At 45.3% G+C, this 22254-nt stretch carries 15 protein-coding genes, 3 tRNA genes, 2 rRNA genes and 1 other annotated feature; of the genes, 13 read left to right on the top strand and 7 right to left on the bottom strand.

The genetic code is table 11. The features are described 5' to 3' along the window. Positions 1-90: 90 nt before the first annotated feature. Positions 91-163, top strand: a tRNA-Lys gene (locus CJ190_RS00130). Between the two features lie 394 nt (positions 164-557). On the opposite strand, the gene CJ190_RS00135 is transcribed toward CJ190_RS00130, so the two are convergent. Then, positions 558-734 (bottom strand): hypothetical protein, encoded by a 177-nt coding sequence (locus CJ190_RS00135; protein ID WP_156496342.1) that lies wholly within the window; start codon positions 732-734, stop codon positions 558-560. A gap of 484 nt (positions 735-1218) precedes the next feature. Between CJ190_RS00135 and CJ190_RS00140 the strand changes: the two genes are divergently transcribed. Together CJ190_RS00140 and fucO are read left to right on the top strand one after the other, a co-directional pair. Continuing rightward, entirely contained in the window at positions 1219-2289 is a 1071-nt protein-coding gene (locus CJ190_RS00140; RefSeq protein WP_101562109.1) for an IS30 family transposase, read from the top strand. Between the two features lie 562 nt (positions 2290-2851). Next, positions 2852-4003 carry a lactaldehyde reductase gene (fucO, locus tag CJ190_RS00145; RefSeq protein WP_064292891.1) on the top strand — a complete coding sequence of 384 codons (1152 nt, stop codon included), beginning with the start codon at positions 2852-2854 and terminating at the stop codon, positions 4001-4003. Positions 4004-4405: 402 nt separating this feature from the next. On the opposite strand, the gene CJ190_RS00150 is transcribed toward fucO, so the two are convergent. The 4 genes from CJ190_RS00150 to CJ190_RS00165 form a co-directional block, all read right to left on the bottom strand. Beyond that, positions 4406-4837, bottom strand: coding sequence for a YrhK family protein (locus CJ190_RS00150; RefSeq protein ID WP_064292892.1), 432 nt, complete (start codon positions 4835-4837; stop codon positions 4406-4408). 500 nt (positions 4838-5337) lie between these two features. After that, a complete protein-coding gene (trpB, locus tag CJ190_RS00155) occupies positions 5338-6519 on the bottom strand; it encodes a tryptophan synthase subunit beta (protein ID WP_064292237.1) in 1182 nt (393 codons plus the stop codon). A 348-nt stretch (positions 6520-6867) separates the two neighbouring features. Beyond that, positions 6868-8070 (bottom strand): argininosuccinate synthase, encoded by a 1203-nt coding sequence (locus CJ190_RS00160; protein WP_070598007.1) that lies wholly within the window; start codon positions 8068-8070, stop codon positions 6868-6870. 115 nt (positions 8071-8185) lie between these two features. After that, positions 8186-8390, bottom strand: a binding site (T-box leader). 193 nt (positions 8391-8583) lie between these two features. Continuing rightward, complete coding sequence (locus tag CJ190_RS00165; RefSeq protein WP_064292235.1) at positions 8584-9132, bottom strand: cysteine hydrolase family protein; 549 nt, start codon at positions 9130-9132, stop codon at positions 8584-8586. 189 nt (positions 9133-9321) lie between these two features. On the opposite strand from CJ190_RS00165, the gene CJ190_RS00170 reads away from it, so the two are divergent. Beyond that, positions 9322-10269: a DNA/RNA non-specific endonuclease gene (locus CJ190_RS00170; protein WP_064292234.1), complete on the top strand. Its 948-nt coding sequence runs from the start codon at positions 9322-9324 to the stop codon at positions 10267-10269. A gap of 29 nt (positions 10270-10298) precedes the next feature. Here CJ190_RS00170 and CJ190_RS00175 read toward each other — a convergent pair whose 3' ends face one another. Next, the gene (locus CJ190_RS00175) at positions 10299-10994 is read right to left on the bottom strand and encodes a YoaK family protein (protein WP_064292233.1); all 696 of its coding nucleotides are present in this window, start codon (positions 10992-10994) and stop codon (positions 10299-10301) included. 164 nt (positions 10995-11158) lie between these two features. On the opposite strand from CJ190_RS00175, the gene CJ190_RS00180 reads away from it, so the two are divergent. The 3 genes from CJ190_RS00180 (at position 11159) to CJ190_RS00190 (ending at position 13748) form a co-directional block, all read left to right on the top strand. Then, entirely contained in the window at positions 11159-11872 is a 714-nt protein-coding gene (locus tag CJ190_RS00180; protein WP_070598008.1) for a glycosyltransferase family 2 protein, read from the top strand. Positions 11873-12472: 600 nt separating this feature from the next. Next, on the top strand, positions 12473-13279 hold the full coding sequence (locus tag CJ190_RS00185) for a threonine/serine exporter family protein (RefSeq protein ID WP_082888595.1): 807 nt from the start codon (positions 12473-12475) through the stop codon (positions 13277-13279). Beyond that, a complete protein-coding gene (locus tag CJ190_RS00190; RefSeq protein ID WP_060777500.1) occupies positions 13272-13748 on the top strand; it encodes a threonine/serine exporter family protein in 477 nt (158 codons plus the stop codon). Before CJ190_RS00185 ends, CJ190_RS00190 begins: the two co-directional genes overlap by 8 nt. Positions 13749-13827: 79 nt before the next feature. On the opposite strand, the gene CJ190_RS00195 is transcribed toward CJ190_RS00190, so the two are convergent. Further along, positions 13828-15039 carry an amidohydrolase gene (locus CJ190_RS00195; protein WP_064292231.1) on the bottom strand — a complete coding sequence of 404 codons (1212 nt, stop codon included), beginning with the start codon at positions 15037-15039 and terminating at the stop codon, positions 13828-13830. Between the two features lie 190 nt (positions 15040-15229). Between CJ190_RS00195 and CJ190_RS00200 the strand changes: the two genes are divergently transcribed. The 6 genes from CJ190_RS00200 (at position 15230) to CJ190_RS00225 (ending at position 22246) form a co-directional block, all read left to right on the top strand. Further along, complete coding sequence (locus tag CJ190_RS00200) at positions 15230-15949, top strand: CPBP family intramembrane glutamic endopeptidase (protein WP_064292230.1); 720 nt, start codon at positions 15230-15232, stop codon at positions 15947-15949. 161 nt (positions 15950-16110) lie between these two features. Then, positions 16111-16947 carry an immunity protein Imm33 domain-containing protein gene (locus CJ190_RS00205; RefSeq protein WP_064292229.1) on the top strand — a complete coding sequence of 279 codons (837 nt, stop codon included), beginning with the start codon at positions 16111-16113 and terminating at the stop codon, positions 16945-16947. Between the two features lie 418 nt (positions 16948-17365). Then, a 16S ribosomal RNA gene (locus tag CJ190_RS00210) occupies positions 17366-18913 on the top strand. A gap of 82 nt (positions 18914-18995) precedes the next feature. Then, a tRNA-Ile gene (locus CJ190_RS00215) sits at positions 18996-19069 on the top strand. Between the two features lie 34 nt (positions 19070-19103). Further along, positions 19104-19176, top strand: a tRNA-Ala gene (locus tag CJ190_RS00220). A 166-nt stretch (positions 19177-19342) separates the two neighbouring features. After that, positions 19343-22246, top strand: a 23S ribosomal RNA gene (locus CJ190_RS00225). The 16S and 23S rRNA genes sit together here with 2 tRNA genes alongside, the layout of an rRNA operon. The last annotated feature ends 8 nt before the right edge of the window (positions 22247-22254 follow it).

Consider the following 22254-nt stretch of genomic DNA (forward strand, 5'->3'; position numbering starts at 1 on the left):
ATTGCGAATTATGGCTACTTTTTCCTCCTAAAATGAAAAAAAGTCTTGCATTTTAGGTCAAACAGGAGTAACATTATAAAGGTAGTCAACGGATCCTTAGCTCAGTTGGTAGAGCAACGGACTCTTAATCCGTGGGTCGAGGGTTCGAGCCCCTCAGGATCCATTTATGAGACAGAGCGCGCTAACAAGTACTTGAAAAGCTTGTTAGTGCGCTGTTTTTGTATATGAGGATAGATGATGATAAGGCCATATTTCCGGTTCAGGACGGAAGAAAAGACGGAAGACATTTCTACCCCCATTGCTGACTTGGTAATATATATTACTTAAATAATTTCCATCAAGAGAGCTTTTTTGCTGTAATTCTGTCCTATTTTGGGCATAAGAAAAAGCCTATCAGCGGTAAAGATATAATAGGCTTAACCATTGCGGTTATTGAGCTAATTCTTACACTAATAGACTTAATCAAAAATCTTTAATAATTTTCTTACGAGGCTAGTACGCTAGTCCCGTCCCTTGTTTTTATTATATCATGTCTGTAAGATCTAATGAATCTAATTTTACTCATTTAGTGCCTCTAGTAAGTCATTAACATTATCATAAGTTTTTACTTGGTCGCCTTCCGCTTCTGCCCGGGCTTGCCTGTTCTTAATTTGCTTATTTGTCGCTAGTTTGTTCGGTAATTCGTCTGCTTTTTCTTTTAAATCGCCATCAACTCTTATGTTAATCCTAGTCATATAAATAACCTCATCTATTATTATTTCATACTAATTGTATCTCATTGTTAACATGATGAACACTAACAAAAAAGTTGGCCATTTATATCATCCTATTTACATAAAAAAGCGGCCCAAAGACCGCTCAAACATTGAATTATCAATTGCATACATTGGGCTAATAACGGCAATTATTAGCTTGATAATAGCTTTAATCCAAATTGTAACAATGCTGTAGTAATTCCACAAAACGGGCACTTAATGCACCCAACCTTTGCTTTTATTATATCACGCTAGTAAGCAGGCAACAAGATGATCAAAAAGAAAAAGCGGATTTATCCTATCGCTACTGGTCGAGTGTGTCCAATCGTCAAAAATCACTCTCCTTGGACAATAAAGTTTGGTAAATTGTAAAATGAAGTGCATAGAGAAAAGGACGACAAAAAACCAGTGATGCTCTATACTTAAAAGCGTCTAAACCCAAGTAAAGGAGCACTCACTGGCTATGAAACATTCTAACACGAAACCTAGATCATATACACACCTTTCTGCAGAAAAACGCGGAATTATCCAAGCAATGCACCAAGAAGGACATAAACAGAAAGAGATTGCTGACGCCGTTGGCGTCAATCAATGCACCATATCTCGTGAACTAAAACGTGGAAAAACACGTCAAATGAACTATGATCATACCTACGTTGATGTCTATCTTGCAGAAACTGGCTCGCGTGTTTATAAAGATAATCGGTCAAATTCTAAAGCCAGAGGCGCTTTGTATGGAAAATCTAACTTCATTAAAGCCTTTGAGGAAGCCTTACTGACACCTAAAGAAGACCGTATTTTCAGTGTTGATACGTTTATTCATGATTACCGCAGAAAACACCCTTTAGAAAGAGTTCCTTGCACCAAAACCATGTATAAATATATCAATCTTGGTTTATTAAATGTGAGGAATATTGATCTTCCTATGAAAACAAGGATTCGTCCAAGAAAACAACCTAGTGAACCGCGTGGGACGAATAAAAAGGTATTTGGAAAAAGCATTGATCAGCGATGCCCAGACGTCCTTTCAAGAGAAGAATTTGGTCACTGGGAGCTTGACCTCGTGATAGGAAAGAAGACTAAAGGAGAGCCATGTCTTATTACTCTAGTTGAACGGAAAACGCGAAAATTCCTCACCAAGAAGACTTGGAAGTGGGATGCAGATTCCATTGTAAAATCGGTTAAAAAGGTGATTCTTAAAGAGGGTCAAGCGTGTTTTAAAACCTTAACGACCGATAACGGCAGTGAATTTTCTAAACTATCTCAGCTTGAGTATGCTCTGAAGGATTTGGAAGTCTTTTTCGCCCATGCCTATTCAGCTTGGGAAAAAGGCAGTAATGAGAGACATAATCGCATGTTAAGAGAATTCTTGCCCAAAGGGACAAGCTTTAAAAAGCTGACATACCAGGAACTCGCACACTATACGAATACAATAAATAATCGCTTTAGAAAGGTCTTAGATTATCAAACCCCTAACGACTGTTATAACCTAGAAGTTGCGAAACTTCAGGAAACGCTTAAAGAAGCAGGCTAAAGTGCTTAACAAAGCATAGAGATTCAGTGTGGGCCAGTCAAGGTCCGCTTCGCTCTCCACCTTGACAGCCCCACCCTGAATCTCTAAATGATAATCAAGCACTTTAAGCTAGAGAAAAACGGGCCAAGAATTATTGACTTTATCAGCTTTTTAGTTATTTGGCATGACACTGGGATTTTTTAAAATAAATATGCACTTGATATTGCAATTTACCGACAATAAAGTTTTCTTATATTAAGCAAAATTTTCCTTTACTTTTTCATGTGAAAGTTGTAACATATAGAGGTGACAGTTCGCTGTCACTATACCATATTCATTGTGGTCATTCGAATAAGGGTAGCTTGTTGGTATCTGATGAAAATTTTCCTTGGGTATTTCAATGGGCTACCTCTTTTCGTATTTATAGCTATTAAGCGCAATTTTTAAGTCGAACGAAATGGTCTTAATTCATACGCTTTGGCTCTTTAAGTCCTTTAAAAGATTGCTTTACTTTTCCATGTGAAAGTTATAACATATTAAATGAAAACGGATACATAAAGGAAAATGTGAAAGGAGTCTTATCATGACTTATCGTATGATTCTTAATGAACGTTCTTATTTTGGGCCCGGAGCTATTCAACATATTCCTGAAGAGTTTCGTGGCAAGGATTTGACCAAAGCGGCCATCATCACTGACCGGGGTCTAGTTGATGCGGGTGTGGTTAGACAAGTGACCGATCTATTAGATGAAAATGATATTCCTTATGATGTTTTTGACCAAGTGGAAGCCAACCCAAGTGTCAATACGGTGAAGGCTGGTGTCGACTTTGTCAAAGAAAGTGGGGCGGACTGCATTATTGCTATTGGTGGGGGTTCCTCCATGGATACTTCTAAGGCAGTCGGCATCATTATCGAAAACCCCGAATTTGCTGATGTGGTTTCGTTAGAAGGAACCGCACCGACTAAGAACAAGGCCATGATGACCTTTGCGGTACCAACCACAGCAGGAACTGGGGCTGAAGTCACCATTAACTACGTGATTACTGACACCGATAAGAAACGTAAATTCGTCTGTGTTGATCCTAATGATATTCCTGATATCGCCTTTGTGGACAGTGAAATGATGATGTCCATGCCTGAGAAGTTAACGGCTGCTACCGGGATGGATGCTTTGACCCATGCTATTGAAGGCTATATTACCCCCGGTGCCTGGGAAATGAGTGACATGGTCCATATCAAGGCCATTGAAATGATCGGCCGGTCCATCCGCAAGGCAGTGGAAGGAGATCCCAAAGCCAAAGAAGATATGGCAAGCGCTCAATATATTGCAGCCATGGGTTATTCTAATGTTGGTTTAGGCCTGGTGCATGGCATGTCCCACCCCCTAAGTGCTTGGTATGGCATCCCTCATGGTCAAGCCAATGCGATCCTTCTGCCGGTTGTGATGCGCTATAACAAAGACTACACCGGAGAAAAATACCGAGACATTGCCAAGGCTCTAGGTGTAGAGGGAACAGATACAATGAGTATTGAAGAAGCCCGTGATGCCGCTTGCCAAGCCACCTTATCCATTGCTCAAGATGTCGGCATGATTGCTAAGTTGAGTGACTTGGGTGTCAAGGCTGAGGACATTCCTTTAGTCGCTAAGGATGCCATGGCTGACGTCTGCACGCCAGGTAACCCACGCCCAGCCCAATTAGATGAAGTCATCGCACTCTATGAAAGTCTGATGTAGGACTTTTCACTGAATATTTTATATAATCGAGGTCATTCGAATACAGCTAGCCAACTAGAGTAAGCACGTGGAAAACAAGTCTTCACTATTTCTCTTTTTGGCTAGCTCTTTCTATATAAAAAGACCCTGCTTAAAACGGGTCTGAGAAATTTAAGTGTCTATTTAAGTGTCTAATGGACTTTTTTTATTAAAAAATGTACTTTTGTTTATTTATTTACATAAACAAAACCTAATATTTACTAGAAATTTACAATCGAATGCTAAAGTAAGAGTGTAAGATTATTCGACCTCTATTTTCTCAAGTGTCCTTCTTTAAATGATTGGCAAATTATTTAATGTTTGAGAAAAGGTTATCTTATACCGCTTCTGTTGCAACCCTCCCCATGCGACAGGGGCTTTTTTTTAATGCGATTGATAATCATCGTCCTCGTAGTATTCATGGTTGTAAGCATCTCCCAAGTAGTCGCCTGCTTGGTCAGGACTGGCTTGGCTATGGTGGATTTGGAAGACCTTTTCAGGATTCATCTGGGCTTCATCACGTTGGCGTTTGACCTTATCCTGCTTATAGATATGAATATTATGAATGAGTTTAATAATCGGCCGCATGACAAAAGAGAAGCCCCCAATTAAAAAGAGGGTATTGCCATAAATAGCGGGCGCACCAAAGAAATTACAAATCGAGCCAATAAAATAAAGGCTCCCGGTAAAAATATCATTGATTAATGAAATAATGGTATAGACATTCTGAAAATATAAACGTAGGGGACCGATCTTGACCACGATGTCCTCTGCTTCTGAATTTTCTTCATAGGTTTTTCTTTTTAATTTTGCCATTGAAATCCTCCTTATATCAAAGATAGGCGATAAGGAGAGGATAGTCAATTAGACCCAGCCTAGCTAAAAGCAAGCGACTAAGTCACAAAGGCTATTAACAATAAAAAACGAAGCCTTGCTTGCCACGCTCCACTCTCCTATGGGGCGGGGCATTTTTTAGGGCTTCGTTTTTAATGAGGAAGAAAATGTCTTATTGATTTAAGAATAATTAGTTATAGTTTGTTTCATTCTTTGTAGACTTGTCGCACTCTGTTCAAACGTGCTCCAAGTGCAGAGCAAGCGTCCACTTCAGAAAATGACGACGAATTCTCTTTGAGAATTCTTACGTCCTTTTCTTCCAGTGGTCTTGCTCTTTGATGCACTTGACGCACTCTGTTCAAACCTGCTCCAGTCACAGGACGAACGTCCGCTTCAAAAACTGGTAACGCTCAAGCTAGTTGTGCTTATTCCAGTTTTCTCCAGCGATTTCGTCCTTTGTTGTGACTGTCACACTCTGTTCTTTAGTTTTCGAGTATTCTGAGAACTTGGTCGACATCCTTATCACCGCGTCCGGATAGGGTGACGAGGAGGATTTGGTCGGCTGTGTATTGGGGGGCGAGTTTAGCAGCTAGGGCTAGGGCGTGGGAAGATTCTAGGGCTGGGATGATCCCTTCTGTACGCGAAAGCAGTTGGAAGGCGGCCAGGGCTTCATCGTCAGTGATGGCGATATACTCAGCCCGGTGACTGTCTTTGAGATAGGCATGTTCCGGTCCCACAGCCACATAGTCGAGGCCGGCTGAGATGGAATAACTTGGCTTGGTATTGCCTTCTTCATCGACTAGGCAGTAGGTATTCATCCCGTGCTCGATCTTGATGGAGCCTAGATTCAAGGTCGCTGCCGTTTGATCGCTGTCTAGGCCCTTACCTCCCCCTTCAGCTCCGTAGAGTTTGACAGTAGGTTCGTCTAAGTAATGGGCGAAGGATCCGATGGCGTTAGACCCGCCTCCGATGCAGGCAACTACCGCGTCAGGTAAGCGACCCTCACGTTCCAGGATTTGAGCCTTACTTTCCTGGCTAATAACACTTTGGAAGTGTTTAACCATGCTGGGATAAGGATGAGGACCCACCGCTGATCCAACTAAGTAATAGGTGTCTTGGTAATTGTCAATTAGGTCTTCAAAGGCGGCATCCACGGCTTCTTTTAGGGATTGGGCTCCTCGTTTGACGCCAACGACCTTGGTTCCCATCAGTTCCATTCGGAAGACATTTAATTTCTGCCGTTCCACGTCCTTTTGCCCCATGTAAACCGTACATTCCATGCCAAATTTAGCGGCTACGGCTGCGGTGGCGACCCCGTGTTGGCCGGCTCCGGTTTCAGCGATGAGCCGTTTCTTGCCCATGCGTTTAGCGATCAGGACTTGACCGATGGTGTTATTGACCTTGTGGGCACCTAAGTGGTTGAGGTCTTCACGTTTGAGGTAAATTTTGGGTCCGCCTAGATGTTTACTGAAGTTCTCAGCGTAGTAAAGCGGGTTTTCCCGGCCGACATAGTCGCGTAGGTAGAGGGCGAGTTCTTCTTTGAAGTCGGGATCGTCCTTGATGTCTTCATAGAAGTCGGCAATCCGGTCCAATTCCTCCTTCACCACTTCGGGAACATAGCAGCCACCAAATTCACCATAAAAACCGTTATTAATTTCTGTCATCTCGATTTCCTCCAAATCTTTTTTTAAACTGTTCTTACTTGGAGTCTAAGACCTTATGAGACGACAAAAAACCGCATAGACTTTCTCTATGCGGTCGTGGATATTCAGGTCACACTCGGCATAGACTCCTTTACATTCAAGGTAAATAAAGTGAGTCTAAACCGATAAAAGTTCGCTCACTTCCTATGCCATTTTTGCCAGCTTTGGAATGCGTTCTTCATGATGTGACCTCCTTGTTAAATCTTGCTAATATCATAGCCAGTTTAGCCAGCGGAGTCAAGTAAAAATTTAAAATTTATAAATTATATTTTTGCTGAATTAAAGCGAAATCCCTACAAGATCTCGTTTTTACTTCTTCACCCGGGCACTTTGAGGCAGACCGAAGAGCTTGATGAAGCCTTCTGCATCATTTTGGTTATAAATGGAATCTTCATTGAAGGTGGCTAGTTCTTCTCGGTAGAGGCTATCTGGACTAGTTACCCCAGCGTCAATGATGTTGCCCTTGTAGAGTTCCAGTTTGACTTGGCCGTTGACATGACTTTGGGTATGGTCAACAAAGGCTTGCATAGCTTGACGGAGTGGGGAGAACCAGAGCCCGTTATAGATGAGTTCGCTGTATTTCAAGGCCAGAATTTGTTTAAAGTGTAGGGTATCCCGGTCCAGGGTAAGTTCTTCCAGCTTCTCATGGGCATGGAAGAGGATGGTGCCCCCTGGAGTTTCATAGACCCCTCTGGATTTCATGCCCACTAAACGGTTTTCCACCAGGTCGAGGATACCGATCCCATTAGCCCCACCTAATTGGTTGAGGGTTTGGATTAAGGCAATCGGATCTAACTTCTTCCCGTTAACGGCCACCGGGTTCCCCGCTTCAAAGTCGACAGTGATCGGAGTGGCTTTATCAGGGGCTTGTTTGGGACTTACACCTAGCTCTAAAATGGCTTCATAGTCAGGTTTTTGGCTAGGGTCTTCCAAGTCCAGCCCTTCATGGGAGAGGTGCCAGAGGTTTTCATCTTTGGAATAGTTGGTTTCCCGGGTGATGGGGAGGGGAATATTGTGGGCTTCAGCGTAGTCAAAGGCTTCTTCCCGAGAAGAAATTTCCCATTCCCGCCACGGAGCGATGATGGTCATATCTGGGTCGAATTCCCGGATCCCTAGTTCAAAACGGACTTGGTCATTGCCCTTACCGGTACAACCGTGAGCAATAGCATCGCAACCCTCTTGGTGGGCGATTTCTACCATCCGTTTAGCAATCAAAGGACGGGCGAGGGCAGTCCCTAAGAGATATTTGTTTTCGTACTTGCCACCCGCACGGACTGCAGGGTAGATGTAGTTGGTAATGAGTTCTTGGCGGAGGTCTTCAATATAAATCTTGGAAGCCCCGCATTGAAGGGCCTTGTCATGGATGAAATCAAAGTCATCTTCTTGGCCGACATTGGCGGTCATGGCAATGACTTCACAGTTATCATAATTTTCTTTTAACCAAGTGATGGTGACTGAGGTATCTAAGCCTCCGGAATAGGCGAGTAACACTTTTTTTACGTTTGCTTTCATGGAAAATCCTCCTTAAATTTCTAAAATTTCTCTTGTTATGGTGCCCTTTAGCCGGCTAGGACCAAACTCTCATCGAATCTTTATTGAGGGATAAAATGAAAAAAGCCCGCCTCTAATAAGAGGCGGACTTATCCACGGTACCACTCTAATATCGCAAAATACTTGCAATGCTTGACATGGTAACGCCTGGGGGCGGACTTAGCTAAGGATTCACTAAGTCATCTCAGCAATGCGTTTCCCACTAGGTTTTTGAGAACTTTCCACTAACGTTCCTCACTTTACAAATCCTCTAGCGGTACTCTTTGCTTCATCGATTCTATGATTAATTTGAGATTATTATAGGGACAATTAAAATAATTGTCAAATATATTTATAAATAATTTTACTTTCTTAACTCCTGCACTAATTTGTCAGACTATTTAAAATAATTCCTTTTTCAAAGCTCATTCAAAAAAACTGAGCATCTTCCTTTTTCACTTGAGGAAAATGCTCAGTTTTTTATGTTTCAATATTTTAAATCACTTCGGCATTCAAGCAGCTTTGGAAATGATTCAAGGCCCATTCATGTCCTTGGGGGTTGAAGCTGGCCACACAGTCCTTATGGATAACGATCTTGAAGCCTAAATTATAAGCATCAATGGCGGTATGGAGGACACAAATATCGGTGCAGACTCCCACAATATGCACTTCTTCAATATGGCGTTCCCGTAATTTGATCAATAAATCGGTTCCCGCAAAGGCTGAATAGCGGGTCTTAGGCATGAAATAGACCTGGCTATTGTCCTTGTTGTCCTCATAAACCTGAGCTAATTGCCCATAGAGGGCTTGGCCGTGGCTTCCCACAATATTATGGGGTGGGAAGAGCTTGGTCTCTGGATGGTAGGGGTCACCCTTATGGTGGGCATCAATGGCAAAGACGAGGAAGTCTCCCGCTTGGATAAATTCTTCACTGAGCTGACTGATTGCCCCCTCAATGGCTTGGGCAGGTTCCCCGCAGGTTAGGCTACCATCACTAGCGACAAAATCATTGGTATAGTCGACGTTAATTAAGGCTCTCTTCATTGTAATCCTCCCTAAAAGGTACTTTTTGTAAATGCTTTTTCTTATTATAAAGCATGCCTTCGCATTGTGAGACGAACAAGTCATTTTTGTAACCAGAAAGTAATAGATTGGGACAGTTTCCGCCCGAAAAGAAGAATAATTGCCTTTTAAGTAATCATCGCTTATGCTTTTTTAAGGGAGAGTGATAAGATGTCCTGGTTGCTAGCCATTATGGTGGTCGTTTTACTAGTGTTGTCCGCCTTTGTGCTACCTAAAAACTTATTCAAGAAAAAGCTATCAAAAAAACAACAAAAAATTATTTCTAGCCTTTTCGTTTTGGTCTTAGTGGCTCTTGCCCTGTATGTGGAGCCTAGTCAGACTAAGGACCCGGGCGGGGAAGGGAGACAGTCTCAGACCTCTTCTTCAAGTCAGGAAGATAAAGCGCCGGGCCAAGCGGACAACCCTTTTCCAAAAGAAAGTCAGGCTAGTCCTAACGCCCAACATAGTGACGAAGAAGTTCAGGCCTTGCGCGAGGAAATCCACCACAGCATTCCCCAGGTGCCAGAGGGACAGGCTTTTCTGGTGGTCAATAATAATGTCCCTCTCTTCACTAGCAGTGAATTGGAGTTGACGACTGCCTATGCTAACTACGGGGACTTGGATTTCTTGCAGCGGGTGACTGGGGCTGAAGGCCTCTTGGGCGTGGAACTCATGCCTGATGATGCCCGCGAGCCCCTGACCAGTGTGACGCCTACCGGTTGGCGGCAGAGGTCCTATGTCAATGTCCCGGGTGGCTGGCTCTATAACCGCTGCCATTTGATCGGCTACCAGTTAACGGGTGAGAATGCCAATTCCAAGAATTTGATGACGGGAACGCGCTGGTTTAATAATGAAGGCATGCTGCCGATTGAAAACTATGTGGCGGCCTATATTGAAGAGACCAACCACCATGTCAGATACCGGGTGACGCCAGTCTTTAACCAGTTTAACCAATTAGCTTCTGGGGTCTATATGGAAGGCTACTCCCTTGAAGACCAGGGGCAAGTCCACTTCCATATCTTTGTTCCTAACCGCCAACCCGGAATTACTATTGATTACCTGACTGGTGAGAGTCAAGGCCCTGCTGGACCGCAAGCAAGTGGAGATTTAAGTTCCTAGGTGAATCGCTTTTCTTCTATAAAAAGAACTCAGGCCTGGCTGTGGTTGGTGTAGGCCTGGAGGAAGAGAATGCCGATGCCTAGGGCTGTGAGCGTCATAGGAATGAAAATGGTCCAGATGCCCAGCCAGTTTTGGCCCAGGCTGATGGCCAAGACGCCGATAAAGTAGGAGAGAATAATAGCAATAAAATAAAAAATATTACTTTTGGCGCTGGCCTTGACGGTAGCGTTGGGGTAGAGGAAGTAGTCAAAGAGATTTTCGGTGAGGCGTTTAAAATTACCCGACATCATGGTCGGGGTGTAGTTAGTTCCTTCCAGGGAGCGGAATTCCTCAAATTGGGCTGCGGTTGAAATGGTCAAGAAAGCCGTAGCCAGCAGGTGGTGACCATTTGGGCTAATCCAGGCCACAACGGCCATGGCTAAAAAGGAAATTATCAAGACCAAGGCATTGCGTCTGATCTCGTGAGAGGGATCATCATAATGAAAATGAAGGATGCGGGTCAGGACAGTGCCGATCATGAAGAAAATAATTGAGACGAAATAGGGCGGTAAGTCAGCAAAATGTCCCTCTCCCAAGTTAACGGCCATGCGGATGAGGTTACCACTTTGAAAACCAGCAAAAACCCCCTTATGGTTGAGATAAGAATAAGCTGTCTGGCCCCCACTGGACATGGTCAGTAAACAGGAAAAGAACAGCTTCTCAGCGAGTTTTTGTGTTTTTTTCATGGGATCGCATCCTTTCGTTGTTTTTCCACTTAGCATTATAAACTTTAGGACTAAAATAATGCAATAAATGCTGAATTTTCCTTAAGATCCGCTTTTAAAATTCACTTTTAGGGGGAACTGTGCCATAATAGAAGTTAAGAATTTTGCCATAAGGAGTCTAAAGTATGCAAGAATTTGCGGTTATCATTCCAGCCTATAAACCCACCCAAGACTTGGTCCCCTATGTCGATCAATTGCTCCAAGCCGGCGTCCCGCAAGTAGTGGTCGTTAATGATGGGAGCCCAGAAGACTGCCAAGCCATCTTCGACCAAGTCGCTGAACGTGACCGGGTAGAAGTTTTGACTCATCTCATTAATCGTGGCAAGGGGACTGCCTTAAAGACCGCCTTTGATTTTGAATTGAAACATGGCCAAGACTATAAGGGATTTGTCACTGCGGATGCGGATGGTCAACATACCGTCAAAGATGTCTTAAACATTGGAAAAACGCTAGTAGACCACCCGGATGTCTCCTTTGTCTTGGGTAAGCGCGATTTCGACCAAGACCAGGTGCCCTTTTTGAGCCGCTTAGGTAATAAAACCACTACCCGCCTCTTTGATTGGCTCTTTGGTTACTGGATTACCGATACCCAAACTGGTTTACGGGGGATTAATGCTAAGGAATTGCTTTGGTTGATCGATTTACCTGGGTCTAAGTTTGAATATGAAATGAATATGTTGATCGTGATGGCGAAGCGGGAACTTCCTTACTTAGAAGAGACCATTGAAACGGTCTATGAAGAGGACCGGACTACCCACTACCATCCATTCCGGGATAGCTGGCGGATTGCCAAGGTGCTTATTGATGGCAAACGCTCTGGTGAGGATGAATTGATTTAGTCAGCTTATCCTTTTACAAATCTTGGGAGTCTGGCTATAATGAAATTACAGTAACTCTCCAAAGTGTAGCCAATGAAGAGGTGACAATCATGGTGGTCTTTAAGCATAATACTTTCAAATGCGCGCCAGGATTGCTAGGAGAGCTATTGCCTTTTTTAACACCAATGAATAAAGAGATGTTAACGAGCTTGATCTAATTGAGCTCGTTTTTTCTTTGTTCTCGGAAGGGAGTGAAGGATTTGGAATTAAGCCCAATCATTTCTCAACAGAAAGGTTAAGGTGATCCAAATGCCAATTAAGGCCGTATCTCGCTACTAGGCGTTACATAGTATTATGAAAATAATTAATAAAACATACCTTGTTACAGTTCAAAAAATTTATTCTCTAAGTTTAGGAAAAGTGTCTTAATAAAGAAGTATAATATCAGAATTATTACAGAGGTTATGACTGGGGTCATGGCCTCTTTTTAAGTGCTTGTCGTTCTTAAAATAAAGTAGATGAGACCAGGATTTTAAGTAGGGAGATTTCGGGGGCTAATTTCTCCCATCTTTTCTTAGATATGTTACAATCGATGGGAAAAGTTAGAAAAGGGGTGCTCAATTGCAAGAAAGAACCACTAAGCAAACACCAACGATGCAAAAGAAGATTCTAGAAACTGCTCTCTTAGCCGGACAGATCATGTGCGAGAGTAATGCAGAGTCTTATCGGGTGGAGGATACCATGAACCGGATTTTGACCTATTCCAAGGCCTCTTATGCCGTTGCGGTCTCATTCTCTACCAGTATTTATGCCATTCTAGATGACCCTAATTATGCCAGTGGGGGCTTTGCTGGGATCAAGCGGATTACCTCCCGGTCCAATAACCTCAATAAGATCTCCAAGGTGAATACCGTTTCCCGGGCCTTGCTTGGTGGCAAGATCAGCATGGATGAAGCCTACCAAGAACTCACGATCATCCGCCAAGCCTCCAATCAATATTCAACCTGGGTATCTTCCTTGGGAATTATTGGCTTAGCGTTAAGTTTTTCGATTTTATTTGAAGGTGGGCTGGAAGAATTTATCGCTTCCGGAATAAATGGGGTGATCCTCTCCTTGATGACCATCCTAACTGATAAGTATTACATCAACCACGCCCTCTCCAATGTGATCCAGTCCTTGGTAGTCACTTTGGCGGCTTATTTAATGCTCTTTCACCTCTTCCCAGAAATGAATGTGGCCACCGTTATTGTGGCTACCCTTATGCCCATGGTGCCGGGGACGGCGATTACGAACTCCTTGCGGGATATTTTCCGGGAAGACTATATTGCGGGGTCGGCACGGGCCATGGAGGCCTTCTTTGAAGCCTTGATGATTGCGATTGGTTCTGTGGTCGGCTTGGCGATTTTAGGGGGGTTATCACATGTCTAATTATCTTATCCAACTGATTGCTGCTTATTTTGTCGGTATTTCTTGCTCCATTTCTGTTGAAGAGCCCCGCAAGATGATTTTAAAAACCTCAATTATTGATACTGCCGGCTGGGCCTTGTATTTATTGTGCCTGGACTTCTTCAATATAGGGACGGTTTTAGCCACTTATATTGCCGGCCTTTTGATTGCTGGGATGTCTCACTGGTTTGCCCGACTCTTCCATGAACCGGTGACGGTCTTCTTTATCCCGGGCTTCTTTACCTTGGTGCCTGGGGGTGGCATGTACCGGACCGCCTTCTTTCTCTTCCAAGGAGATATGTCTCGGGGGCTGTCGGAATTATCGACCACCCTCTTCATCGCTTTAGCCATTGCCTTAGCGGTTTTTACTACTGATACCCTGGTATCTATCATCTTCAACCAACACCTGCCTAAATTTATTCGCCGTAATCGACGGATGAAATTTAAGTAAATGATTCAAAGACAAAAAAGGCCAGCTCGAGACCTCTTCAGGGTCTTAGCTGACCTTTTTTATTAGGGATTGATTAGGGTTAGGCTTTTATGCCGTCGTTTTCGATATAGCTGGAAACGATGGTGGCCATCCCTTTGGCAGCAACGATAAGGGCGCCTTCATCCATAAAGAATTTTGGATGGTGGTGAGGGTAAGCGGGGTGAGCGTCTTGGTCATCACTGGCACAGCCAACCCATAAGAAGGCACTTGGGACTTCTTTCGCATAGAAGGCAAAGTCTTCGGAAGGTGGTTGTGGTTGGGTAGCTTCCACTTTCTTCAATTCAGGGTACTTGTTATCTTCTAGGGCTTTGACCGCAAATTCAGTCACTTCAGGGTCATTGTAGAGTACTGGGTAACCTTTGAGGTATTCGAGTTCGACAGTGACACCAAAGCTGGCTTCTAAGCCTTTAACTTTAGCCTTGATTTCTTTTTCGATGGTTTCGCCAACTTCAGGTGACATGGAACGGACGTCGCCAGAGATTTTGACTTGGCCATTGATGGCGTTAGCAGCACCGGCAGCGTCGAAGTTTCCGATGGTAATGGATCCCACGTCAAAAGGATTGAGACGGCGGGAGACGATACTTTGTACTTGGGTAACAAAGTAAGCCCCAGCAACGATGGCATCGTTAGAAGTATGTGGTGAGGAAGCGTGTCCACCTTCCCCTTTAATGGTAAGGAAGAAGTTATCGCGACCAGTTTGGGCATTGCCTTCTTTATAGTAGATGCCACCTACAGGCATGTTACTCATGACGTGCATACCGAAGACATTGTCTACTCCGTCTAAACAGCCGGCTTCCACCATGGATTTCGCACCACCAGGGCCTTCTTCTTCAGCGTTTTGGTGTAGGATGACAATCTTTCCTTGCCAGAGATCCTTCAATTCGATAAAGGTCTCAGCTAAGATTAGTAAGTAAGCCGTATGACCGTCATGTCCGCAGGCATGCATGGCATCGGTTTTTGAAGCGAAGTCAAGACCAGTGTCTTCTTTAATAGGTAGGGCGTCGAAGTCAGCACGTAGGGCCACGGTCTTGCCTTCCTTGCCTGAATCAATTGTTACCACGATTCCATAACCATTACCGACATTACGTTCAACCTGACAGTCTAGATCTTTATAGAAGTCAGCAATATAATCTGAAGTCCATTCCTCTTCAAAAGATTTTTCCGCATGTTCGTGAAGTTCACGACGAATTTCAATCATACGGTCATTCTTTTCCTCTAGTTTTTCATAGAGTGTATCTAACAATTGACTCATATTTTTTCCTCCTTGGTAATTTGTTATCTTATGTTAAGATAAACTTATTATAGGTGCTTTGTTGAATAAAGACAAATAAGTTTGGTTACAAGGGCCCCAGATAGCCAAGCCTCTTAGACCTTGATAAAATAATCATGTAGTAAAAAAATAATCAAAAAATGGCCCCGTGCCCAAGTAAAGGATGGTTATGATGAATGAGACTTGGTATCAAGATCCCTACCCAGGGAAGTCCCGTAAATGGTTGGTTATTTTGAGTATTATCGCTTATTTTGTTGGTGAAACCATCATCCAGGGCCTAACCCTATTCTTTCTAGGCTCCGAGCAGAATATTGACTCGGCTATGGATGTCCTGCTCTTGTTAAATTCCTATCCCACAATCTATATTATCTTAGATATCATCTGGATTGCTCTCTTTATATGGGGGTTGAGTGCTTGTGGGCTCAAGTTCTTTAGCCGGCAGAAATTAACCAGCAATTTTTTCTTTGACGTCTTAATTGGAGTGGTCTTAATCTTTGCCTTTCAATGGCTGATTGGAGGCTTGACCCAATGGCTCTATCCTGAACAGGTTGATTCAGTGAACCAGACCATTTTGATGAACTCGGCTAACCAGATGCCCAATTGGAAGATCTTCCTCTGCTTCTGTATCCTACCGGCCATTAGTGAAGAGATTCTGACCCGGGGCCTAATCATGCGGTACTTTGTTCCTAAGCACCCTTTCTTGGGGATGGTTTTAGCGGCAGCTTTCTTTGCTACCCTCCACGCCTCAAATCTTTGGATTCATTGGCTGGGTTACTATGCCATGGGGATGGCACTGGCTTGGACTTATTACCGGACCGGGCGGATTGAAGCCGCAATGACGGTTCACTTTATTAATAACTTTATTGCAACGATCCCTATGTACCTGTCCTAGTTGCTTGCGAATGAATTGAGGAGGAAACCGGCTTTTGGGCCGGTTCTTACTATATAGAGGGAGACTTCGTTGCGGACTGCCTATTGACGGGCTAGGAAAAATGTTTTTTAATGGATGCAGGAATGAGCTTAGGCATAAAGAGTACAAGGAGCGAATGTGATATGAATGAATGGCTACCAGAAGGCAAGCTATCGCTGGTGTCCACCAATTTCTTTCAAAGAAAGGCACCGCTGTTGTGGGCCTGGAGAGAAGCCCCCGCATTGGCGAATGATAGCGGCTGGCGATTTTTAAGCCAGGCGGATACCACCACTTCTCTTAAGCATTCCCAGGCCAAACTAGTCAGCTATGAACAAGTCCTAGCCCTTGAGCCTGCCATTGCTTTTATTTACCGCTATCCTCTGGGAGCTGACATGCAGTTCTCTACCAAGACCACCCCACCTCACTTTGTCTACAATGATAGCTATGAGAGGGTACGCCCTATTCCAGCTAACGCAGACTATCCGATCGAGGACCCGGTCTTCAAACGTCACTTCCCTTCCTTTGTTCAGTCCTATCAGGAGGATAAGACCGGGTTAAGCTGGTCCTATCAGTTATCTCAGGAAGAACTGGCCCAGCTCAACCACTTAAATGGTGAACTTGTTACTTTCTTTAATCTCTGTCTGGGGCAAACAGATACTTTAGCTAATGACTTGGACTACTATTTACTTGCTGGCCTGGCCCTGGGCTTCCTACATATTAGTGATGAAGCGAGACCTGTTGAGCGTTGGCAGGATAATGTCAATAACGTGATCGCCAATGCTCTATTTACTCGTTTTTCATATCCTTTAGAAAAGGGCAAACAGGTCGTCTTACAATTTCTAAGCGACCGCAAAAGTTCACCAGTCGCCCAACAAATTCACCTTTATGGGGAGCAGATGCGCCTCTGGTATCAAGCCAATCTAAAGCAGCGCATCCAAGGAGAATACCAGGGCTTGCGAAATCATTATATAAAAGATTAAAAAAGTTCTTGCCAAACCACATAAGCTGTGATAGTATTTTACTCGTGCCTTTCTTCCAGGGAATACAACTTCCAGGAGCAAGGCAAAAAAGATTAAAAAACTTGTTGACATCCCAATGAAAACAAGATATACTAATTGAGTTGTTTCTTTTAAGAAGCAGCGCAAATATTATTTGTAAGCAAAGTGCTTCAAAAAATATTTTAAAAACATGTTGACATCAACATCATCATGTGATAATATATAATAGTTGTCAAAAGGACAGCGGTTATAAATTATAGACCTTTGAAAACTGAACAAAGAAGACGAACCAAATGTGTAGGGCATCAACATTTTGTTGATGAACCAACAATTCAAACAATAAGTCTAGACCAGACTATAACTAGTCAGCAAACAAATGAGCTATCAGCGCTCATGATTCTTTCATGAGAGTTTGATCCTGGCTCAGGACGAACGCTGGCGGCGTGCCTAATACATGCAAGTCGAGCGAACCGACGAAGTGCTTGCACTTCTGACGTTAGCGGCGGACGGGTGAGTAACACGTAAGGAACCTACCGATAAGCGGGGGACAACATCCGGAAACGGGTGCTAATACCGCATAGGAAAGGTCACCACATGGTGGCCTTTGGAAAGACGGCTTTGCTGTCACTTATCGATGGCCTTGCGGTGCATTAGCTCGTTGGTGGGGTAACGGCCTACCAAGGCAATGATGCATAGCCGACCTGAGAGGGTAATCGGCCACATTGGGACTGAGACACGGCCCAAACTCCTACGGGAGGCAGCAGTAGGGAATCTTCCGCAATGGGCGCAAGCCTGACGGAGCAACGCCGCGTGAGTGAAGAAGGTTTTCGGATCGTAAAGCTCTGTTGTAAGAGAAGAACAAATTGGAGAGTAACTGCTCCAGTCTTGACGGTATCTTACCAGAAAGCCACGGCTAACTACGTGCCAGCAGCCGCGGTAATACGTAGGTGGCAAGCGTTGTCCGGATTTATTGGGCGTAAAGGGGGCGCAGGCGGTTTCTTAAGTCTGATGTGAAAGCCCACGGCTTAACCGTGGAAGTGCATTGGAAACTGGGGAACTTGAGTACAGAAGAGGAAAGTGGAACTCCATGTGTAGCGGTGGAATGCGTAGATATATGGAAGAACACCAGTGGCGAAGGCGACTTTCTGGTCTGTCACTGACGCTGAGGCCCGAAAGCGTGGGTAGCAAACAGGATTAGATACCCTGGTAGTCCACGCCGTAAACGATGAGTGCTAGGTGTTGGAGGGTTTCCACCCTTCAGTGCCGGAGTTAACGCATTAAGCACTCCGCCTGGGGAGTACGGCCGCAAGGCTGAAACTCAAAGGAATTGACGGGGACCCGCACAAGCGGTGGAGCATGTGGTTTAATTCGAAGCAACGCGAAGAACCTTACCAAGTCTTGACATCCTTTGACCACTCTAGAGATAGAGCTTTCCCTTCGGGGACAAAGTGACAGGTGGTGCATGGTTGTCGTCAGCTCGTGTCGTGAGATGTTGGGTTAAGTCCCGCAACGAGCGCAACCCTTATTGTTAGTTGCCAGCATTCAGTTGGGCACTCTAGCGAGACTGCCGGTGACAAACCGGAGGAAGGCGGGGATGACGTCAAATCATCATGCCCCTTATGACTTGGGCTACACACGTGCTACAATGGATGGTACAACGAGCAGCGACCTTGTGAAAGCAAGCGAATCTCTTAAAGCCATTCTCAGTTCGGATTGTAGTCTGCAACTCGACTACATGAAGCCGGAATCGCTAGTAATCGCGGATCAGCACGCCGCGGTGAATACGTTCCCGGGTCTTGTACACACCGCCCGTCACACCACGAGAGTTTGTAACACCTGAAGTCGGTGAGGTAACCTTTGGAGCCAGCCGCCGAAGGTGGGACAGATGATTGGGGTGAAGTCGTAACAAGGTAGCCGTAGGTGAACCTGCGGCTGGATCACCTCCTTTCTAAGGATATATTCGGAATGCATATTTGAGTCTTCTTTGTTTAGTTTTGAGAGGTCTATCCACATGGTTGATGGATTTAACCGGGCCTGTAGCTCAGCTGGTTAGAGCGCACCCCTGATAAGGGTGAGGTCGATGGTTCGAGTCCATTCAGGCCCATTACATGTTTATTATATGACCATAACTCATACCCGGGGGATTAGCTCAGCTGGGAGAGCGCCTGCTTTGCAAGCAGGAGGTCAGCGGTTCGATCCCGCTATCCTCCATTGCAACGGAAACGTTGCAGATTGTTCTTTGAAAACTGAATACTATCATAACATTCCGCATTTCTATTTTTTGCGAGATAGAAATGTCAATAAACCAATTTTACCAAGCGTAAAAACCGAAAAAGAAAGAGTTTTAAAACTTTTCGCATCATACAACTTAACCGGTGGTTAAGTGAATAAGGGCGTACGGTGAATGCCTTGGCACTAGGAGCCGATGAAGGACGGGACGAACACCGATATGCTTCGGGGAGCTGTAAGTAAGCTTTGATCCGGAGATTTCCGAATGGGGGAACCTCATTGTTTTTATCGACAATGGTCCACTCAGTGAACACATAGCTGAGGGGAAGGTAGACGTGGTGAACTGAAACATCTCAGTAGCCACAGGAAGAGAAAGAAAAATCGATTTCCCGAGTAGCGGCGAGCGAAACGGAAAGAGGCCAAACCAGCGTGCTTGCATGCTGGGGTTGTAGGACTGATGGACGGGAGTGAATGAGCTAGTCGAACGCCATGGAAAGGGCGATCAGAGAGGGTGACAATCCCGTAGGCGAAAGCTCAGCCACCTCATTCAGTATCCTGAGTACGGCGGTACACGTGAAATTCCGTCGGAATCCGCCAGGACCATCTGGCAAGCCTAAATACTCCCTAGTGACCGATAGTGAACCAGTACCGTGAGGGAAAGGTGAAAAGCACCCCGGAAGGGGAGTGAAAGAGTACCTGAAACCGTATGCCTACAAGCAGTCAGAGCCCGTTAAGGGGTGATGGCGTACTTTTTGTAGAACGGACCGGCGAGTGACGATAGCAAGCAAGGTTAAGCTGAAGAAGCGGAGCCACAGCGAAAGCGAGTCTGAAGAGGGCGTTGAGTTTGTTGTCGTCGACCCGAAACCAAGTGATCTACTCATGTCCAGGCTGAAGGTGTGGTAAAACACACTGGAGGGCCGAACCCACGTCTGTTGAAAAAGGCGGGGATGAGGTGTGGGTAGCGGTGAAATTCCAATCGAACTTGGAGATAGCTGGTTCTCTCCGAAATAGCTTTAGGGCTAGCCTCGGATGATGACTATTGGAGGTAGAGCACTGTTTGATCGAGGGGTCCATCCTGGATTACCGACATCTGATAAACTCCGAATGCCAAATAGTTTAGTCCGGGAGTCAGACTGCGAGTGATAAGATCCGTAGTCGAAAGGGAAAGAGCCCAGACCACCAGCTAAGGTCCCAAAGTTTCAGTTAAGTGGAAAAGGATGTGGGGTTGCTTAGACAACTAGGATGTTGGCTTAGAAGCAGCCATCATTGAAAGAGTGCGTAATAGCTCACTAGTCGAGTGACCCTGCGCCGAAAATGTACCGGGGCTAAACTGAACACCGAAGCTGTGGATCCGTAGGATGGTAGGAGAGCGTTCTATAGGCAGAGAAGCATGATCGTGAGGACATGTGGAGCGTATAGAAGTGAGAATGCCGGTATGAGTAGCGAAAGACGGGTGAGAATCCCGTCCACCGAATGACTAAGGTTTCCTGGGGAAGGCTCGTCCTCCCAGGGTTAGTCGGGACCTAAGCCGAGACCGAAAGGGATAGGCGATGGACAACAGGTTGAGATTCCTGTACTTGTTTGATTTGTTTGAGCGATGGAAGGACACAGAAGGCTAAGCGGAGCGCGGAGATGGAAAAACGCGTCCAAGCAATGAGTGAGAAGGTGAGTGAAAGGCTTGCCTCAGACTTCATGAGTTGTGACGGGGAGGGAAGTTTAGTACCGAAGCCGCCGACGTCACGCTGTCAAGAAAAGTTTCTAGTGAGAATCAAACAACCCGTACCGCAAACCGACACAGGTAGTCGAGTGGAGAACACTAAGGTGAGCGAGCGAACTCTCGTTAAGGAACTCGGCAAAATGACCCCGTAACTTCGGGAGAAGGGGTGCTGACCGCAAGGTCAGCCGCAGTGAATAGGCCCAAGCGACTGTTTATCAAAAACATAGGTCTCTGCCAAATCGAAAGATGATGTATAGAGGCTGACGCCTGCCCGGTGCTGGAAGGTTAAGAGGAAGGGTTAGCGTATGCGAAGCTCTGAATTGAAGCCCCAGTAAACGGCGGCCGTAACTATAACGGTCCTAAGGTAGCGAAATTCCTTGTCAGGTAAGTTCTGACCCGCACGAAAGGCGTAACGATTTGGGCACTGTCTCAACGAGAGGCTCGGTGAAATTGTAGTACCAGTGAAGATGCTGGTTACCCGCGACAGGACGGAAAGACCCCATGGAGCTTTACTGTAGGTTGATATTGAATGTTTGTGCCACATGTACAGGATAGGTAGGAGCCATCGAAGTCGGGACGCTAGTCTCGATGGAGGCACTGGTGGGATACTACCCTTGTGGGATGACCATTCTAACCCGCGACCATTAGCTGGTCGGGAGACAGTGTCAGTCAGGCAGTTTGACTGGGGCGGTCGCCTCCTAAAGTGTAACGGAGGCGCCCAAAGGTTCCCTCAGAATGGTTGGAAATCATTCGCAGAGTGTAAAGGCAGAAGGGAGCTTGACTGCGAGACCTACAAGTCGAGCAGGGACGAAAGTCGGGCTTAGTGATCCGGTGGTTCCGCATGGAAGGGCCATCGCTCAACGGATAAAAGCTACCCTGGGGATAACAGGCTTATCTCCCCCAAGAGTTCACATCGACGGGGAGGTTTGGCACCTCGATGTCGGCTCATCGCATCCTGGGGCTGAAGTCGGTCCCAAGGGTTGGGCTGTTCGCCCATTAAAGCGGTACGCGAGCTGGGTTCAGAACGTCGTGAGACAGTTCGGTCCCTATCCGTCGCGGGCGTTGGAAATTTGAGAGGAGCTGTCCTTAGTACGAGAGGACCGGGATGGACACACCGCTGGTGTACCAGTTGTTCCACCAGGAGCATGGCTGGGTAGCTATGTGTGGACGGGATAAGCGCTGAAAGCATCTAAGCGTGAAGCCCCCCTCAAGATGAGATTTCCCATACTTTGAAAGTAGTAAGACCCCTGAAAGACGATCAGGTTGATAGGTTTGGAGTGGAAGCTTAGCAATAAGTGGAGCGGACAAATACTAATCGGTCGAGGACTTATCCAAAGGATAAG

This window comes from Aerococcus loyolae, from assembly GCF_002871915.2.
GTDB classification, from domain to species: domain Bacteria; phylum Bacillota; class Bacilli; order Lactobacillales; family Aerococcaceae; genus Aerococcus; species Aerococcus loyolae.

Coding starts and splice junctions, on each gene's coding strand:
- CJ190_RS00135 (WP_156496342.1), bottom strand. CDS start 734: ATGACTAGGATTAACATAAGAGTTGATGGCGATTTAAAAGAAAAAGCA.
- CJ190_RS00140 (WP_101562109.1), top strand. CDS start 1,219: ATGAAACATTCTAACACGAAACCTAGATCATATACACACCTTTCTGCA.
- fucO (WP_064292891.1), top strand. CDS start 2,852: ATGACTTATCGTATGATTCTTAATGAACGTTCTTATTTTGGGCCCGGA.
- CJ190_RS00150 (WP_064292892.1), bottom strand. CDS start 4,837: ATGGCAAAATTAAAAAGAAAAACCTATGAAGAAAATTCAGAAGCAGAG.
- trpB (WP_064292237.1), bottom strand. CDS start 6,519: ATGACAGAAATTAATAACGGTTTTTATGGTGAATTTGGTGGCTGCTAT.
- CJ190_RS00160 (WP_070598007.1), bottom strand. CDS start 8,070: ATGAAAGCAAACGTAAAAAAAGTGTTACTCGCCTATTCCGGAGGCTTA.
- CJ190_RS00165 (WP_064292235.1), bottom strand. CDS start 9,132: ATGAAGAGAGCCTTAATTAACGTCGACTATACCAATGATTTTGTCGCT.
- CJ190_RS00170 (WP_064292234.1), top strand. CDS start 9,322: ATGTCCTGGTTGCTAGCCATTATGGTGGTCGTTTTACTAGTGTTGTCC.
- CJ190_RS00175 (WP_064292233.1), bottom strand. CDS start 10,994: ATGAAAAAAACACAAAAACTCGCTGAGAAGCTGTTCTTTTCCTGTTTA.
- CJ190_RS00180 (WP_070598008.1), top strand. CDS start 11,159: ATGCAAGAATTTGCGGTTATCATTCCAGCCTATAAACCCACCCAAGAC.
- CJ190_RS00190 (WP_060777500.1), top strand. CDS start 13,272: ATGTCTAATTATCTTATCCAACTGATTGCTGCTTATTTTGTCGGTATT.
- CJ190_RS00195 (WP_064292231.1), bottom strand. CDS start 15,039: ATGAGTCAATTGTTAGATACACTCTATGAAAAACTAGAGGAAAAGAAT.
- CJ190_RS00200 (WP_064292230.1), top strand. CDS start 15,230: ATGAATGAGACTTGGTATCAAGATCCCTACCCAGGGAAGTCCCGTAAA.
- CJ190_RS00205 (WP_064292229.1), top strand. CDS start 16,111: ATGAATGAATGGCTACCAGAAGGCAAGCTATCGCTGGTGTCCACCAAT.